This window comes from Teredinibacter sp. KSP-S5-2, from assembly GCF_032773895.1.
GTDB lineage: Bacteria > Pseudomonadota > Gammaproteobacteria > Pseudomonadales > Cellvibrionaceae.
This window is the reverse complement of record NZ_CP120416.1, coordinates 807,504-825,436: the sequence shown is the minus strand read 5'-3', so window position 1 is coordinate 825,436 and position 17,933 is coordinate 807,504. Positions and strand designations below refer to the sequence as shown.

The following is a 17,933-nucleotide window of genomic DNA, read 5'->3' as shown; positions in this document are numbered from 1 at the left end:
TTTTAATGCTTAGTATTTTTTTGTTTTATTTCTTCCAAAATATCATTTGGACTCTGTAAAAACCTGTATGCCTTTGATTCATGTAAAGATTGAACTAGTTGATCAAAATTCATAAGAGCAAGGATAGAACCACTTTCACTAAGCACAACTACGCATTCATGCTTCAATGATAATTTATATATTTCCTTCAGCAATCTGTAGTCAGGACTCAAAACATCAAATTTCACCAACACATCTTCTTCATCTATTTCGACCTTAGTTTTATTTTCACAACCATAGACTCTAGCATCTCCCCAAGAGTCGATTCTAGGTAAGATATGTCTTATTCCTGCCTCAAAGTCTGAAATAGAATAGTTTTTCCAGTAGTTAACGAACTCACCCTCTGGAGGGATTGTTTCATGATACTCAGCATATTCACTTAGCTTACCGGATAGAGAACCGTGACTGTCAGACACAGCCCCTTTCGGTAAAATATGAAATCTGAAGTGTGTTAGTGCCATTACTTTTGCATCCTAATAGAGGAACCATGTAATTTCGGAGGAGGAACCCTTGTTAAGTCTTTTGCGCTAACGTAATTTTTAAATGGCAAATTAACTCTAGTAAACTTTAATTGATCTGTAATACCAAGATGACGTGCAGCATTTAATCTATTGCTACCATGCACTACATAAGGCACACCATCTTCAACAACATATTTTATTTCAGTATTTTTTAATCCATTTTTTGATATATCTTTGACTAGATTTCTATATGCCTTTGGCCCTAAGCGATCAGTAGGTACAAAGTCACTTTGCTGAAATTCATCATCATCAGGATCTTCCCCCATCCCCCCAGGCGAACCCGAAGAAACCATGCCTCCAGTCGGACCACGCATATCATAAGGCAACTCTCCCGGCGGCTCCATTCCATCATCACCAATCTGCATATTTGCCGGTAAACCCATTAGGAGCAAAAAGCCTGCTGCCTGCCCCGTTACTAAGACTCTGGCAGCCGCTGTACTCATCCCATACAATCGGGTACCAGCACCTTTGATCATATCCAGCGTAAGCATCCGCGCTCCGTATATAATCGTCGTGCTGGCACTGGTCTGACCAACTATGGTCATGTTTTCAGTTCCATCTGCGTCATTTTGCCCGTGATATGCACCCGGCTTTAATGACTGAACATGAGAAGAACCGCCTAAATCACTGGTACTTCCGGCTGAATTTCCGCCGCCTTCCGTTGTCAGCGTTGTGGGAACACCACCAGCCTCTTTCCCACCACCGTTAGAGAGTTTTAAGCCTGCTTTCCCTTCTTTAGCCAGCATGCCACTGACTTTATTGAGCTGAGCCCCAGTCATAGAAACTATTTTGGTTCCTCCACCCTCTACGTCAAATTCGACGTTATAGGTAGCACTCTCGTCAATCATATCGTCCTGATTCGTACTCGGCGGCAGCTCCCTCACTACATACCCTGTCGGATCCGTCCCCGCTAATGGGTTATTCATGATGTAGCTGTAGGGGTTGATGCTTTGGCTATTACCCGGGCTCTGGATGTACGGGTCCACACTCAGGAACCGGCCCAGGTTGTAGTCGTATACCCGGCCATTCATGTGTATGTATTGCACCGAATCCAGGTGTTCATGGTCGGTGAAGCCCCGCGGGGTTTTGGCGCTGTCCAGATCGTCCAGTATGGGTTCCATGGGCACACCCGCCATCCAGTGGTCCTCTTTTAAGGTGCCATCGGGCATGCGCGGTTTGCCAAAGGGGTCGTAGTCTCGTCGGGCTACCACGCTGCCGGCTTCATCGGTGAAGGTGCGCGCGCTGCCTAACCGGTCACGGTGCTGGTAACGGATGGCAAAACCGTCACTGTCGTCCTGGCTGACCACTGCGGTGCTGCCAATGTAGGCCCGCCAGCTTTCCCGCGTCACACCATTTTCTTCGCGGTATTCCTTTTCAAACAGCTTGCCCACGTAGTGTGTGGTGGTGGTTATATTTTCTTTGACTTTGATTTGCCGGTAACGCATATGGCTGGGGCCATAGGCAAAACTCAGGGTCGCGCCGCCTTTCTCGATATAGGTGGGTTTGTCCATGGCATTGTAGATGGCTTGGCTTAAGCCATCGCCGCTGGTCATATTCCCCCGGGCATCGTAGCTGAAGTTCGCCCATTGGTATTGGGTGGTGCCGTCCTGTTGCTTGAGGATTTTCTCTACCCGTTTGACCGCGTTGGGACCACCGCTGGTGCCGGTGGTGTAGTCGTAATTGCGGGCGTAGTCGGATTTACTCAGCAGGTTGCCGCCTGAGTCGTAGGTGTAATCAAGACCGGTGCCATTGAAGCTGTTAAAACTGCTGTGGGTTAACCGGTGCAGGTCGTCATAGACAAAGTATTCGCTGTAGTTGTGGCTTCCGCCCTTATCGCCCATATCCGGGGTGGCGGCGCCGTTTTGCATGTGTTCCAGCAGAATATTGCCGAAGCCGTCGTACATCTGGTATTGGATATCCAGTATCTCTTGCAGGTTGCGCAGTGCGCTTATCTGCAATGCCTGGCCATTGACCGCACTGTATTGCGCCAATTCCTGAATGCCATTGCCCAGTGTCGCCCCGACGATTGTGACTAATTGGGTCTATCCCCTATTGTTTTATTTTTTCTGACAACCATACAAACCAATCATTAATAAAACTTCTGGATCTTCATCATCTTCAGATAATTGTATTTCAGGAAAAGGCCCAGAAGCCTTTGATATAGTAGCTGTAAAGCTAACACTATCACCAATACTGCAACCTTTCCAACTAGCAGATGTATTTTCATCTACGTTTAAAAATAGATGGTCAGACCTTAAGACTTTCCCCTTTGACATTGGGGTTGTTTCAGGCTCCATAGACATTGCAATTCCAGGAGAAAACTCCTCATCTAGTTTTATATCAGAAACAATCCCCTTCCAAGCGACACTACAACCACTGTATTCAGAAGATATATCCTGCTCACTTCTTCCCTTTTCGTACAAAGCAACAACTGCTTTAATAAAATCTTTCCAATCACCTAAGCTCTTATCATTCATAATTTAAACCTAAACTTTCTAACCCCAAGAACCAAAAGTACTGTTCTGAATTTCATTTTGAAGTGTATTAGATGCTTTCTGCATTTCTTTTGCTGTCCTCGCTGGACTTAAATTAGGACTGATTCTACCTAACTGCTCCATTACAGCTTTGTTATATACCGGATGCCCTCCAATATGATCAGCACGCCCCAATAAAGCCCCATTATTTTTCCCATTAATATTAAAACCGCCCTTAGCTGCCTTTTTCATTAGCTCTGGAAAACGCTTAATGGCCTCCAAAGGAATAACATGGTGAGCAACTTTCCACGATCCTTCGGACCCCATAGCCTTTCTTAACAGCTCTCTTTGCTTTGTTGGACTCAATTTGAGTTGTTCAGCTAGTTCGACAGTAGAATCTGCAACATCATCAGCCTTTGTGGATGCTTTCCCGAATTTAGAAAGAGTTGCTCTAGACGTAGGCAACGCAGCTAAGGTTAAATTTATTACAAGTTTATTATCTTCATATGTTTCTAAACCAGCCTGCTCTGCATTATTGTTTGCTCCAATTCCAGTGGGATCTCCTTGCTCTTCTGGAGAAACGCCTGTGATATAAGTATGCGCGCTGTGAAGGGTATCTTTAACAAACCCTTTGCCCATTCCGTAAAGGAATGATCCAAGGCCACCTCCACTCTGTTTTGGGCTATTACTGTTTATTGCACCAGTTAACCGAGCAGCCTGACTATTCGTTGCAGATTGACTCCCAATATCGGACTTCGAATAACCACCCTTTCCATCAGATTTAATATCTAACTGCGCCGCACCATTTTCATAAACAGCAACCATGCTTCCATCCGACATGGTAACAACACCTTGTAAATTACCATATTCTTCACGTGCATACTTCTCAAGCTCAGGAGGCGGTGGTTCCTCTTTCTCCGCCGCATACCCCGTCGGATCGGTCCCCGCTAATGGGTTATTTAAAGGGGTTATTGCTCAACAAATTAATCTGGCGTTTGGTTTAGCAATTAATAAAGATATTGTTCGACGCGTTTTATTCAGATACCACAAACCAAATGGCGATAACACTGGCCCTTCGTGGCTAACCTTTTTAGGCCATAGCAAGGACAGCCTATGGAGTACGGATTTTTTCCGGTGCGAATCGGCCACGCTAAAAAGCCACTGGGTAATGCTGGTCATGGATCAGTTCACCCGTCGCATTGTTGGCTTTGCTGTTCATGCTGGCGATCTAAATGGCGTAGCGGCATGCCGTATGTTTAACCAGATACAAAGTAAACAAACATTGCCTAACTATCTAAGCTCCGATAATGATCCGTTATTTCAATTCCATCGCTGGAAAGCAAACTTGCGGATACTGGAGATAGAAGAAGTAAAGTCCATTCCTTGTGTGCCCACATCCCACCCGTTTATTGAACGCGTAATCGGAACAGTTAGAAGGGAATTACTCGATCAGACGCTCTTCTGGAACAGGCGGGATTTACAACAAAAGCTTGATCAATTTAAGCATTACTACAATCAACACCGCTGTCATTCGGCCACAATGGAAAGGCCACCCATAAACTGCTCAAAAAACACGCTTAAGCTTTCTGACTACTCGTGGGAAAGCCACTGTCGAGGCCTCTTTCATCTCCCATCTTTAGGTTGAATTAGCAATTCGCCAAGGACAGGTGAGTAAATAAGGTAAAGCACCGCTTTACCTTTACGAACGACCGGCCAGGGATCGGCCGGGACGTAACCAAGTTGAAGGGACTCATGCTTGCCGTACACTAAAAAAAGCCCCGGAGATTAATCCAGGGCTTTGTTTTTAATTAAGGGCGGTTCTTGGTTTATTTAATTTTCACCATTTCATTTTGAGCTGAAAAACGCCGTAAAAATCTCACAAATGCAAATAAAGAGGTAAAAACAAAAACTAGTGAAATAACAGTCTCAACACCACCACCCGAAAAGAATTTATAAGCTAGAAACACCACTAAAAAAAATTGCATCAAGCAAACAGCAAAGTAACCGACCTTCCTTTTCGCTAATTTATTAATAATAAACAGCTCAAGAAAAATATATTGGCACACAAGAACCAAAGAGAATAATACTATTAAAAATACCATTTCTAATTACCTGCCTGCTCATAAATTGTATACCCAGCCTGGAATGCTTCATTTGTAAGCTCCATAGCCCCAGCTTGAGTAAATGCACGAACAGTAGAAGTATGCTGTAAAGCCGACCCAGGGTACAACGTAACCGGAACACCTCTAGCTAAACCATATCCGGCGGTAAATAAACCAACACCAGCATGAGCATAAGTTCCAACAGAACGATCTAAGTTTGCTGCTACTGCAATATTTTCATAGCCCTGTCGCACAAAGTTCCAATCTCTACTTCCACCATCAAAGATATCAAGATAATCACCAACTCCACCGGTAATATTGCTTGTACCATGTAAGCCAAGAAATACTCCAAAAGGAGTCCAACCAACAAGAACTGCCAAAGCGTCTTGGCCTATTCCACCGAGGGTTTGAACAACGGCTGATGTTGCGGCTCTCAACCTAGCAAGATGTGTGTCTGTATCAGTTAACGTGTCCATAAAAGGGGAACCAGAAGCAAGGAACCCTTCACCGAGCTTAACCCCTCCCTCTTGTGACATTGGAGTACATCCCCTTGGTTTTTCTGAGATTAGAGACAAGAACTAAAAAGCCCTGGGGTTTAGGCCAGAGCTTTAAATCACACCTCTAATTAAAATTTAGAGTGCACCTAAATAAATTATCGCGGCACCAGATAGCGGCCCCATAATAGCCAAACTAATATGTAGAGCACTTAACCAGCGTACACTCCTTTTTTTAATTCTTACAAAAAAAGTAATCGCCATAATAATTAGTGCCGCAATTCCCCACCATAAATACCCACCAACAACAGCAAATATTAATAATGAATAAAATACTAGAGGCACCATAATTGCCAATATTACTGAGTTATTCTCCGACATAACGCCTCAACTATTTAAACGAGTCTAACGATTCACCTAAACCAACCCATTCAGATACAGCAGCAATCCCTGCTCCCGCTCGGGTAACACCGTGATAATAATCACCAAGCATCGCAGCTCCCTTGAAATACCCATGCACCTGAGAGGCCGCTCCCGTCCGTCCAGCAAACCTCCCCGCTACATAACTAAGCTGACTACCAGAAAGAACTGATAGACCCTCATTAAGATTACTTCGGATTAGCCCAGTAATTAACTGGCGGTGTGCGGGATCAGCTATCATTCGATTTATTTCCCTATCCATTAGGTTCACTCTTAACCAGAACTGATTATATCTTTCTTCTCCAGAAAAACCTTGTGAATCGGCTGCTGCAACAAAAGCACGCTTTAGTGCAATCAGATAACTTGCAGCGCCATCTGTAACCCCTCTTGCGAATGCTTCGGAGTCGAAATCTTTTCCTTTAAAAGCGGCCTGAATGGCAGAATCCATTTCATCAATAAATCCTTGAAATCCCTCATGTGACGCCCCAGGCACCCTAATCGCCTCAATGTCTCCTTCAGTCTCTTCAGCAGCTTTCGTCAACTCCTTCGGTATCAACCCCGTATAAACAAGCCCATTCTCAGACCCGTGCAATGCTTCCTGATTCCGTAAAGTAGACTGATTAGTTTTGGTTTCAGTATCCGCATCTGTTTCAGCCCCTTTCTCCCTAAACAGCCTTTTTACAACTTGCTCATTGCTCAGAGCCCCATTATAAAATGTGGTTTTCGTACCACCTTCTGTTGCTGTAGTCACTTCTGTGTATGCGGACGTAATCCTTCCATTTCGCGTTGTTGTACTACTACCATCTTGGTTAAAAATAACGGAATAGCAACCAACCCCACACTCTGCTTGATACCCCGTCGGATCAGTCCCTGCCAGCGGGTTATTCATGATGTACGAGTATGAGTTAATACTCTGCGAGTTCTTTGGACTCTGGATGTACGGGTCCACACTCAGAAACCGGCCCAGGTTGTAATCATACACCCGACCGTTCATATGTATATACTCCACATCGTCCAGATGTTCATGGTCGGTAAAGCCACGTCGGGTTTTGGCATCGGCTTCGTCGCCCAATATGGGGCGCTGTTGTTCACCACCGCCTAACCAGACATTTTCTTTCAGGCTGCCATCGGCTTCTCGCGGTTTACCAAACGGGTCGTAGTCCCGTTGTGCCACCACCAGGCCGTTTGCATCGGTGAAGGTACGTGCACTGCCTAGCCGGTCTTTGTGTTGGTAACGGATGGCAAAACCGTCACTGTCGTCCTGGCTGACCACTGCGGTGCTGCCAATGTAGGCCCGCCAGCTTTCCCGCGTCACACCATTTTCTTCGCGGTATTCCTTTTCAAACAGCTTGCCCACGTAGTGTGTGGTGGTGGTTATATTTTCTTTGACTTTGATTTGCCGGTAACGCATATGGCTGGGGCCATAGGCAAAACTCAGGGTCGCGCCGCCTTTCTCGATATAGGTGGGTTTGTCCATGGCATTGTAGATGGCTTGGCTTAAGCCATCGCCGCTGGTCATATTCCCCCGGGCATCGTAGCCAAAGTTCGCCCATTGGTATTGGGTGGTGCCGTCCTGTTGCTTGAGGATTTTCTCTACCCGTTTGACCGCGTTGGGGCCACCGCTGGTGCCGGTGGTGTAGTCGTAGTTGCGGGCGTAGTCGGATTTACTCAGCAGGTTGCCACCTGAGTCGTAGGTGTAATCAAGACCGGTGCCATTGAAGCTGTTAAAGCTGCTGTGGGTTAACCGGTGCAGGTCGTCATAGACAAAGTATTCGCTGTAGTTGTGGCTTCCGCCCTTATCGCCCATATCCGGGGTGGCGGCGCCGTTTTGCATGTGTTCCAGCAGAATATTGCCGAAGCCGTCGTACATCTGGTATTGGATATCCAGTATCTCTTGCAGGTTGCGCAGTGCGCTTATCTGCAATGCCTGGCCATTGACCGCACTGTATTGCGCCAATTCCTGAATGCCATTGCCCAGTGTCGCCCCGACGATGTTGCCCCACTGGTCCATGTCGTCAACTTCCTGATAGACATAGCCCGTGGCCGCATTTTTTACCACATTCATGTAGCCATAGGTGTTGTAGTCGTATTCCACGGTGAGGTGATTGGGGTATTCCAGGCCTTTGAGCCGGCCGTAGTTGGCGTCGTACAGGCTGGTGACGCTGTAGCTTTCACCGGTGCTGTGGGTCTCGGTGGTGCTGACGGGTTGACCTTTGTCGTTGTAGCTGTAATGACGGGTTAAACCAGCACCCGATTCCTGGTAGAGCTGACCATAACCATAACTGGCGTTATCGTAGCTGTAACTGAGGTTGTCTTCGCCTGTTGCAGTGCGCAATGTGACACGGCCAAGCGAGTCCAGGTAGTAGTTGACGGTTTTGTTGTTGGCCCGGGTTTCCTGTTGCAGTTCACCAAAGCCGTTATACACAAAGTGGGTGATGCCCTGATTGGGGTCATTAACCTTAACTTTGCGGTTTAGGCCGTCATACAACGCCACGATCGGATGCCCCTGTGTGTCTTCAATCACCACCGGGCTGCCCAGGCTGTTGTATCCGTAGCGGGTGATGCCGCCTTCGGCATCGGTGGTCCGCATCAATTGGTCCAGGCTGTTGTAGGTGCGGCTCATGGTCAGCGTTTTCCCTTCACACCCACCTTGCACCAGGATATCCGTTTGATAGGGGTCTGCGGTATCAATCCGGTAGCTGGTGGTCATGGTGGTATTGATGCCCAAGGTGCCACAGGTTTGGCTGACTTGCTTGCCCATTAACCGGCCAAGCGGGTCATAGGCGGTGTAGGTCACACCGTGGCCCTCACTCGGACTGTTCAACATGCTAAAGCTGGGCACCGACTCAAAGCTGACCAGGCCACGGGCATTGTAGAACACATCGCCATACACCCAGGAGCCCGCAAAGCTTTGCGTTGCGGTGCGCAGGGTTCGGCCCAATTTGTCCTGCCAGGCTTTGCTTGTGGGGGTTCCCGCCTGGGTTGTGGTCACCTGAAGTGCCGCCAGGGTCGGGCCATCCATGTCCGGTAAGGTATAACGCAGATATTGAGTGGCGGCACCATCGGTGTGGATGGCCAATGGCCGACCGAACGGATCATAGTTGGTGGTCACCGTCACGCTGTGGGTGGCATCCAGCATGCGACTGACGGATAACGCCTGCCCCGATGCCGGGTCAATGTCCGTCATCACGCTGTGGCCTAACGGGTTGGTCACGGTACGCGGGAAGTAGCCATCAGTACTGTACTCGGGGATGGTGGTGGTCCGCGTTTGCAACTGCCATTGCCCACTGGTGTTCTTTTGGTAGGCGGTTTGACTGGTGCTTGTTGGCAGGCCGTAGTCATTGAATAGGGTCACGGTGTCACTGTATAGCCCTTGATTGCTGGCCAGCTGATCCACACCGTTGACGTTCACCGAAGTCACTTTGACCTGCTTTGGTATTCGAAGTGAACGGGTCGTGTCGTAGCTGTAGGTGGTTTCAACTTCAATGGCGTTGTCTAAGCCGGTTTCACTGCCGCTGTAACGGGAGAACGCATCCTCAAGATGACGGCCTGTCACCTTATCCTGGGTCACGCTACTCACCGTTTTCTTATCCAGCCACCAGGCGGCTTCCTGCGTTGATGTGATGTCAATCGTGGCGCTGGCCGCCGTGACCCGCGTTCCCCATTCATCCCAATGGGTTTGTGTGGTCGCGATGGCGTTGCCCCATTTATCTATGCTGGTGGTTTCGCTGGTTTGTATCGATACGGGCCGGCTCAGGCTGCAGGGTAACGTGTCACACATCAGCTTGCGCATTACGCTTTGATTCTGGGTAGCATAGATGCTGTGTATACCACCAGCCGACGCGGTTACCGCGATATCCATTTGATGGGCAGTATTTTGCGCATAACAGTGGTGGCTGAAGTGAATGGCTTGGCTCGCATTGGCAGGCAAGCTGGACAGGCTGGTTTCCGAGGTGCCACTGATGGTGCAGGCCGCGCCATCACCAAAGACATTGCTCGAACCAAAAGTACCATAGGTATCGCTGGTGAATTGGCCTTGCTGCTGCACCAGGCTCACCATCGGGAACATTTGATGGAAGTCGGTGTGGCTGACCAGGCCGTTGGCCACGTCTTCACGAATCATCGAGCGGAAGCCGGTAAAACCACGCCCTTTGCTGTTGTACATCGCGCCCCGGTAGGCGTATTTGGTTTCATTGAGCCCGCCAATGCCGTTGGACTGCTTGAAGTTGCTGACCACATACATGCTGGAGCTAAAGTGGAAATACCCCTCGCTCTGGTTAACGTAGTCATGTGCCGTGGAGTAGAGGGCCTGCCCTGCCACACTGGTGTCTCCGGTGGATAGCGGACGATAGGCCCATTCCCCTGTCACGCCAAAGCCATTGGTTGCCTTGCTCATCACATCCACAGGGTTGTAGCTGCCGGTGGTGGTGCCATTACCCGAACCGTAGTTACGGGTGATGTAGGCACCGGCAATAAAATTACTGCCAGAGGCCAGTTCGGATAGCCAGGTTGAATTGGAGTTCGCAGTATCGATTCGTTTAGAGACGGTGCCGGTATAGGTACGCAAACCGATGGTGCTGACCATATCCACATTGCCGTCACCAAAGGCATCAAAGAAACGCACTTCGTAGGCTGGACCGACAAAAGCAGTCGGCTCTTTTCTGACGGTGTAACCGCCATTGCCATCGTCATCAAAGTAGAGTGCGTCCCAACGGTAGATAGAATCATCGTAGTAATACGACCCTATCGGAGTGGTCGGGTATGTCGACGTTTGTGTCTGGATCGCACCATACAACTCATCCCCACATTTTTCGACGGTGCCTTCAAAACCAAATGCGGAGGTGGAACATACCGAAATTAAACGCTCCCCCGGCATAACCAGTTCCTGGCGTCCATCGCCATTGAGGTCAACCGCGTGCATGGCATCATTGTATTTAGGCTGTACGATGGCACGCTTTAATAGCCCTCCACCATAAGACATTAAAATTTCATGGTATCGCTCTTCGATAAACTTCCGAGTACTCTGGGTGTTATCCACTTGCGTTAAGACGATACTGTTTGACGTGATATCGCCCTTGTTTAGCATCACCGCAAGTTGACCGTTACTCCAACCTAGCGTATCAGACAAACCATCGCCATTAACATCCAGGTAGGTGTGGAAGTATTTTTCACCAGGGCCATAATCCGTGGTTGTTCCTGCACCAAAGCCGCCTTTTAACACACGCTCAAATTGCAAATTGCCCGGCGTACTTTTATTCAGTAACACAGCGACAGGAACAGGGTCGTAATAGGTGGTGGCCAAATGAAATTTATCCATCGTCTCTTCGATGATGAAATCCGTTAAACCGTTGCCGTCATAATCACCAATAGGGGTCAGGGCTTCGTAGGTAAAGACATCATACTGGCCACCGGCTGGAAGCTGACCACAGCCTACGATAGAGCAGCCATACACCGTTTCGGCCAACTCCTGGTAGGTGTACACATCTGCTCCCTGTGTTGCAAAATGGGTCGCGGTAGCACCACCGTTATTTAAATACACCCGGAGCTGTGTTCGGCCTGCCAGCTCGTTAGGGTAAAAGGGGCTGGTACCCGTTTCCGTGTATTTCACCACCAAATCCTGCAGCCCATCACCGTCCACATCCGTCGCCGTAAGGATTTCATCACGACGGTTATATATCGGATTTCTCAACTCATCTTCGGTCGCCGAGTTGGAAGGGATTTTCAACAAGATGTTGGTGTTCACGTAGGGGTGCACGCCGGAGCTTGGCTTTTGTGAAGAAAACTGCACGTGCAACTTCCCTTGCTCAAACTTGAACGCATCGTTGATGCCGTCTGAATCCAGGTCTAATTCGATGCAGGTGTATCGGCCCTTCACTTCTGTGCGCAGGCAACCAAACTCGACATCCACATCGTTGGTACCTTCGTTGTCTTGTTCGGCATTGACGTTGTAACCGATAAAATCCCGCGTACCATCACCGTCCACGTCGCCCTGTGACATCACATTATGCAGGTACACTTCTCCCGCAAAGGTTTCCACCCCGCCTATTTTAAGTGGGGTCACTTCTGCAATAGTACTGTTTTCCAACCAGTCAAAACGGGTTGCAGGCAGGCACTGCCAAGTGCCTTCAAATGCGCAGTGGGTAATGCTTTTAACCAGTGATCGTCCACTCGCCAAGCTCAAACCATAGCCAACACGGTATTCGTAAATACTGTCTAAACCATACTTCGTGGTAATTTTGTGCAGCCGCTGAGTGGTTTCCGATTTTCCACCCGCTAAATACGATACCGTCCTGTCATCACGCGGCTCATAAATAAATTCGACCGCCCGATCACCTTTGTCGCTTTCGCTGTTCCCGGTATAGGAAATTTCGGTTAACAGCTTTTCACCTTCACCAAAGGTGGTGTAGTCGTAATGAATAAAATTAGCGGCTGCAACGGGTACGTTGCCCAAATTTGCTGCGCCGTCGGTGTTGCCGACTGCATCGTGTTCAAACTCCAGTAACCAGCTAATCGGGTAAGAAACACCGGCATGAATTAATTTACTATTGGTATTTTTACCAAAGTATTGAACGGAACCGTCTTTGTATTCCGCCGTAAACCATGCAACCGTACTGTTAATTCCGCCACTGTGCTGCGTAATCCGGACAAAGCTATCGCTCTCTGTCCGGTATTCTGCACCTGCCGCACCGTATGTTCCCGATACCACCATCAGTCGTGAGCCATTCAGACACAACCGGTCTTCCGTTATCGAGTACTGCACTCCCCGGGTTAAGGCATCCTGGGCGTAGGTGTTACCACAACGGCTGATCGCACCGCCAGCGCCCAGACTCCAGCCAACCCCCAAAGTGTCATTGCCACCACGCGATGAATAACTCAAGGAAACTGAAGGCTGAACACCGTTTCTGCCTGGTGGCAGAGCAATAGGAACGCTGTATGAGGCAGAGCCGCCGCTGACATTCGCCGCTCCCTGCAGCACACCCACCGGCTCGGCCGGCATGGCAGGTGCAGAGTTAACCAGTGTTTTATCTGCGATTACGCCGTCAAACGGATTGGCATAAACCGGCTCAACAAGAGCAGATATATTGACCGGTGCTGATGCCGTCGCTGGTGAGCATTTTTTTATTCCGTATAACGTTTTGCAGGCTACAACTTGGTATTCATAGCTGCCGTTGGGGAAAACGTAGTCATTTAACACTGCCACTCTATTGGTGAATTCTTTGCTATTCGTACCCGCTGTTATGCCAACACGATTAACACCATACTCCAGGCCGGTTAAGGAGTCCCAAGTGACCTTCGTCTCCCGTCTACCGCTTTCATTATTCACACGAATATTGGTTACAGTGGATGGCGGCGCAGAGCTAAAAACAGACACGACCGAAGACGGCACCGCCAAACTGCATGCTTCCAGGTTGGCATACACATTACACGCTTGAATGCGGTAGTAATATTGACCGTCAGCTAGACCTGTATTTCCCAATCCCGCTGACGTGGTTGTATAACTGGCCTTAAGGCTATTCGTTCCATAATCCAACAGCTCTATTCGATATTCAGTGGCATGAGTGCTGCCGGTCCAACTGATGGTGACATTCCCCGTTGTACTGGCCGCATCTCCCGCAATACCGGAAACCGGGGCTGGAGTAATCAAATTAATGGCCACTTTTCCCGAGTTTGTGGCAGGACTACACCCGCCTAAATTACATGCCTGAACTCGGAAGCGCCAACTACCAGGATTAAGTGAGCCTGAACCACTGGACACATTCGGCCCTTTATATATTTGCTCCCAGGTTCCACTCTCATTGTATTCCCGTTCCAACACGTACTCAGACGCAGTAGGGGAGCTTGGCCAACTGATAGTGACCGATCGTTCTGTGGTACTGGTAGTCGACGGATCAACCTTGTCTAGAGCAGACGGCGGAAATAAAACCTGAACAGTCTTAACCGGAATAGTTGCCAACACCGGACAGTAGCCCAATTGATTCGCCTGTCGACAATCCCGCTCTTCAATGTAATACGAATAGTGACCATCAACCGTTTTCGAATAGGTTTTCACCCCCGAAGAGTTCGTCAACTGCGTCATGGTTGGTGTGCCATCACCGTATTTCTCGTAAAAGAACGCATTCCCATAAACGGTGTTCGCTGTCCAGCTCACCGTATATTGGCCATTGTTAGAGAAGGTTTTGCTCACCGTTAAACTGGAAATAATAACGGTAGATTCTCCGCCTCCACGCCAATCCCCACAGACCGAGCCATTACAGGCTCTTACACGATAACTGCGCTTACTGGTAGTTAGCGGTGAACGTTCATAACTGATGTTTGTACCGGAATAGATGGTTGCCCAATTACCGGTATCTATTTTTTCTTGCAATTCATACTTGGTCACAGTCCCTGAAACAGAGTCCCAGGCAATATTTACCGACGAGGCCGTGATTAACGAGGGATAACGTATGGCACCTGGAACAGGCATAACAACCAGTACGCTATTACCACTCCGATAAGCACTACAACCGGTAGTATTACAGGCGCGTACCTGGAATGACCAAGTCCCCACTGACATACTCGTGGAACTGGCCTGAGTGGTGTTACTGGTGGAAAAATTACTCCAGCTGCCCGAACCTAAACGTCTTTGCGCTTCATAGCGGGTGACATAACGACTCGGAGTATTGGCCGCCGCCCCCCAGGACGCAGCCACAGAGGTTGCTGACGTTGTCGCGGGCGACACCAACATACTGGTCGGCACACCCGGCACCGGATATACCACAGACACGGTATTACTGTACTTATAATCACTGCAGCCACTGCTATTACACGCCTTTATCCGAAACTGCCAGGAACCCGGAGTAAATGTGTAAGTCAGGTTATTGGCGGTTCCAGTGTAGTACGAAGTCCAACTGCCGCCATTGACTCTCCGTTCAATTTGATAACTTGAAACAGTCCCTGATGACGAGCCTCGGGTAACGGTTCCCTGGGCAATATCTCTCGGCTGACAAACAACATCGGACGCAGTGCAATGCGCCAATGACGAGGTGGTGTAAAGGGTGCCAGGAGACACCGTTAAGCTTGAAGGAATTCCTGGCTTGGGAATATTCACCGTAACACCAGCAACAAAAGAAGCGCTCCCACCCATTGGCGCAGAACAGGTTACGCTAACTGTTTTATTTGATTGGAGATTGCTGTATGTAATGGAACCACTTTTACTGTTGTACGTAACGCTACCAACCTTGCAGTAAACACCATTACTTGACCACGATAGTGTGGAACTTCCCCCAGCATCAACCACAGAGGGGGTAAACTTTGCATAATAGAGCGTGACTGCGCTGGCAAACTGAGGAAAAAAAATAGCAATAAGCGCAAGCAAATGTATTTTTTTAACAAAGAATAGAATTTTATTATGAATAGCCTGAGCAGCCATACTTTCCCCTACGATACAAGTTTTCCGTAAATACAAAACAAGAAGGAAAGAGACCACAAGAAGCTATAGAGGACTACAGCCTACGACAACAACTTATTCTCTTCCCTAGATAAAACACATCCCACCAAATTAAATATTTGGCTTACCAACAAAACAGGAAATTTAAAGACCGGTTTCAATCGCCATACTGATGAATTATTTTTATTCTGAAAACGCTTTAATAAAAACGTAGTCACTATTATTTTCTTTACCTTTATACAGTGACACCAGAATTAAACCGCCCGTATTTTCCCAGCGAATTTCATAATCACTTGACGATGATGGCGAACCGAGATTTAACCCCAAGTTCTCCATCGCAATGGAATTAAATGGCAAATGATCAACACCCTCTACCGTCATCCAGTCCGCTTTATTATTAATAAATGCAATTTGCAGTTCAGCTTGCGCATAAGCACACTGCTCACCTTGTTCTGTGTTTTCACAGGAACCCGGCTCGCCAATAAGCGCACTGACTTCGCTTTTGTTTTTTCCAACAATAGAAGGCACATCGACCAACACATCGGCAAAGGAATTGACTGAGACAAATATCCCACACAGGAAAAGAAGTGTTGTTTTCATTATCAATCCTTTTAAGAAAAAACCACCTGACCTATAAAGCAGGTGCCTGCCCAGGCCGAAGAGAATAAAAAGTGAATAACATCAGGAAAGAAAAAAGCAAATAATAAAACGATGTTAACCTTCCCTGCTTACTACGACTGTCCAATTTTTAGCAAGTCTAACTATTATTTCATCAAAAAACAATCCACCCAAACATAAAAAAACATATAAAAACAAACCCATTCAAGACAAACCATAAAACCAATCAATTAAATTGAGAAAACATGATATCAAATGCAATACCTAAGCATGAATTAAAAAATCTCACTCCACTATAAAATAGAATAATTCTCAATATCACCCAAGAAACCGGTACCAGACGAACACACACTTGGCCATGCAAAGTACAGTAGAGGTTCTACTGCATAGTATTCAATTAACCGAATAAAAATAAATAAACAGGCCATCAGACCGCACGCATTCAGCATGCACAAAAAAACAATATCCCTCGAAATGATTAGACCTGTTACGGGACTTCACAGAAGAAAATCCCTCACTGTCTCATGATTTGAGACACCGGCCTGTCACACTATTCCAGCTCTCACATCCGTGGGTGCTTTTTCAATATCTATACCATGTTTATTACTCATTCACATTCAAAAGGATCAAATATGCTTAACAGGCAGATACTTATATGCGCTCTCCTCACCAGCGTTATGATTAATAACGCCTGGGCTCTTCCCACCACCTACTACGATATTGATTTTTCATCCCCAACACATACTCCAGGTTTGTCGCCGATGGCAAATGGCGATTCGGACACGCCATCTGAGGTTGTGTTCGGCGAACCTTTAGTTCAATCAAATAGCCCGCTGGACGGGAACGCGTTGAAATTTAATACACTTGGAAACAAGGGGAGTTTTTACTACGACCAGATAGAATTAGATTTGGGGTTTCAGTCTGATCGCTATACCGTTTCTTTTGATTTTTACGCTGAAAATTTCGCAAACAACAATTCAGCCAATCAATTCACGCTACTGTTTGATACCCCTCAGGTGCGAAATGTGTATTTTGAAAGCACGGGAAATATCACTGCAGAGTCCTATGGAACATATATAAAAAACACCATTGGAAAATTCGACAATAATCAAGCGTTGAATATGCTTATCGATATTGATTTAATCGGGAATACCTGGGATTTTTATATCGACCATTCCAAAGTCTTTTCTGATTCTTTTAGCCCTTCAGACCCGGATATCGAGTCTATGCGGTTTTCATTTGGCAATAAAAGCAGTATTGACGACCCGAGCTATTTTGATAGCGTGTTTATTGATAACCTACGGGTAACCAACGGTATTACAGCCGTTCCCGAACCGGCTACCTTAGGTCTTTTGGGTTTGGGAATAATTGCTTTGGCATTTCGACGAAGAAAAGTGTAAGAGTATAAAGGCATCTAAAGGAGCACCCGCGTTGGGTGCTCCACAAAGTTATACATTAATCGAATAGTTTAACTTCGCTTCGTCGCCGGTAATACCGCGAAACCCCCAGCAATAATCTGGCTGTTGTTTCACCGTAATTTCAACATCCGCCTCGGCTAACGCTAATTGTGTTTCACACTCAGAAAAAATCATTTTAATTAACGCTTTGATCGTTTCCTTTTCACGACCTTCTATCATATTAATTTCAATCACCGTATAAGCATCACTTCGTCCACCAGGGTAATAGAAGTTCTCCGCAGCGAGCGGCACAAATCTGTGCGCACGTTTATCTTCCGGCAACCCCAAAACCTCCTGCATACATTGATGAATCACATCCGATAGTTTGGCTTTAATCGGGTTGAGTTTTTTGTCAATTCCATATACAACAATCATGTCAAT

At 47.3% G+C, this 17,933-nt stretch carries 12 protein-coding genes; 2 read left to right on the top strand and 10 right to left on the bottom strand.

Annotated features, from left to right (window positions below; genetic code table 11):
* Positions 1–2: 2 nt before the first annotated feature.
* From P5V12_RS03800 to P5V12_RS03785, 4 genes are all read right to left on the bottom strand, one after another.
* Positions 3–500: a hypothetical protein gene (locus P5V12_RS03800; RefSeq protein ID WP_316955911.1), complete on the bottom strand. Its 498-nt coding sequence runs from the start codon at positions 498–500 to the stop codon at positions 3–5.
* Entirely contained in the window at positions 500–2,551 is a 2,052-nt protein-coding gene (locus P5V12_RS03795; RefSeq protein WP_316955910.1) for an RHS repeat-associated core domain-containing protein, read from the bottom strand. The genes P5V12_RS03800 and P5V12_RS03795 overlap by 1 nt, the downstream gene beginning before the upstream one ends.
* A gap of 66 nt (positions 2,552–2,617) precedes the next feature.
* On the bottom strand, positions 2,618–3,037 hold the full coding sequence (locus P5V12_RS03790; protein ID WP_316955909.1) for a hypothetical protein: 420 nt from the start codon (positions 3,035–3,037) through the stop codon (positions 2,618–2,620).
* A gap of 18 nt (positions 3,038–3,055) precedes the next feature.
* Positions 3,056–3,874: an AHH domain-containing protein gene (locus tag P5V12_RS03785; RefSeq protein WP_316955908.1), complete on the bottom strand. Its 819-nt coding sequence runs from the start codon at positions 3,872–3,874 to the stop codon at positions 3,056–3,058.
* On the opposite strand from P5V12_RS03785, the gene P5V12_RS03780 reads away from it, so the two are divergent.
* Positions 3,858–4,679 (top strand): integrase core domain-containing protein, encoded by an 822-nt coding sequence (locus tag P5V12_RS03780; RefSeq protein ID WP_316955907.1) that lies wholly within the window; start codon positions 3,858–3,860, stop codon positions 4,677–4,679. The genes P5V12_RS03785 and P5V12_RS03780 overlap by 17 nt on opposite strands.
* A 181-nt stretch (positions 4,680–4,860) precedes the next feature.
* Here the strand turns inward: P5V12_RS03780 and P5V12_RS03775 are convergent, their stop codons facing one another.
* From P5V12_RS03775 to P5V12_RS03755, 5 genes are all read right to left on the bottom strand, one after another.
* The gene (locus tag P5V12_RS03775; RefSeq protein ID WP_316955906.1) at positions 4,861–5,136 is read right to left on the bottom strand and encodes a hypothetical protein; all 276 of its coding nucleotides are present in this window, start codon (positions 5,134–5,136) and stop codon (positions 4,861–4,863) included.
* A gap of 2 nt (positions 5,137–5,138) precedes the next feature.
* A complete protein-coding gene (locus tag P5V12_RS03770; protein WP_316955905.1) occupies positions 5,139–5,672 on the bottom strand; it encodes a hypothetical protein in 534 nt (177 codons plus the stop codon).
* Positions 5,673–5,768: 96 nt separating this feature from the next.
* Positions 5,769–6,011, bottom strand: coding sequence for a hypothetical protein (locus P5V12_RS03765; protein WP_316955904.1), 243 nt, complete (start codon positions 6,009–6,011; stop codon positions 5,769–5,771).
* A gap of 10 nt (positions 6,012–6,021) precedes the next feature.
* On the bottom strand, positions 6,022–15,459 hold the full coding sequence (locus tag P5V12_RS03760; RefSeq protein ID WP_316955903.1) for an RHS repeat-associated core domain-containing protein: 9,438 nt from the start codon (positions 15,457–15,459) through the stop codon (positions 6,022–6,024).
* A 201-nt stretch (positions 15,460–15,660) separates the two neighbouring features.
* Entirely contained in the window at positions 15,661–16,077 is a 417-nt protein-coding gene (locus tag P5V12_RS03755; RefSeq protein ID WP_316955902.1) for a hypothetical protein, read from the bottom strand.
* Positions 16,078–16,727: 650 nt separating this feature from the next.
* Between P5V12_RS03755 and P5V12_RS03750 the strand changes: the two genes are divergently transcribed.
* A complete protein-coding gene (locus P5V12_RS03750) occupies positions 16,728–17,495 on the top strand; it encodes a PEP-CTERM sorting domain-containing protein (RefSeq protein ID WP_316955901.1) in 768 nt (255 codons plus the stop codon).
* 48 nt (positions 17,496–17,543) lie between these two features.
* Here the strand turns inward: P5V12_RS03750 and P5V12_RS03745 are convergent, their stop codons facing one another.
* On the bottom strand, positions 17,544–17,927 hold the full coding sequence (locus P5V12_RS03745; RefSeq protein WP_316955900.1) for a tautomerase family protein: 384 nt from the start codon (positions 17,925–17,927) through the stop codon (positions 17,544–17,546).
* Positions 17,928–17,933: the final 6 nt, after the last annotated feature.